The following is a 505-nucleotide window of genomic DNA, read 5'->3' as shown; positions in this document are numbered from 1 at the left end:
CCGCCGTAGTCGGCGGCATGGCGCTGGCTCCAGGCCACCGCCGTGGCGGCATCGCGCATGAAGCCGTCCAGGGTCACCTGCGGATACTTGCGGTAGTCCGGCACGATCGCGACCACGCCGTGCCGCGCCAGCGCTTCGCCGGCCCAGCGGTAGTTCTGGCGGTTGCCGGTCTTCCAGGTACCGCCGTGGAAGAACACCACCACCGGCGCGTGCTCCACCCCGGCGGGGCGATACACGTCCAGTGCCAGGCCATGCGCCGCGTCGTAGACGATCCCACGTTGCTCGTGGAGGCCATGCCGCGAGGAACTGGCGTTGAGGCCGCCGAAGAACAGGCTGCTGCAGGCCGAGACCAGCAGCGAGGACAGGGCGATCAGGGCGTTGCGGGGCCAGCGGGGCGAAGACGGTCGGTCGGACATGGGCGATCCCTGAGAGGAGCGCGGAGCATGCCGGATGCCCATGTCGGCGGCGAGTGGAGGTGGGGCGGGGAGTGAGGAGTGGGGAGTGG

1 protein-coding gene is annotated in these 505 nt (G+C 70.7%); it reads right to left on the bottom strand.

Annotated features, from left to right (window positions below; translation table 11 throughout):
• On the bottom strand, positions 1 to 416 hold a 416-nt coding region (locus CEK66_RS20200), incomplete at its 3' end, for an alpha/beta hydrolase (protein ID WP_152238071.1).
• Positions 417 to 505 lie beyond the last annotated feature (89 nt).

Origin of the sequence: Xanthomonas sp. LMG 12460 (assembly GCF_009192895.1) — a bacterium.
Lineage (GTDB): Bacteria > Pseudomonadota > Gammaproteobacteria > Xanthomonadales > Xanthomonadaceae > Xanthomonas_A > Xanthomonas_A sontii.
This window is presented reverse-complemented; position numbering and strand designations above follow the sequence as displayed.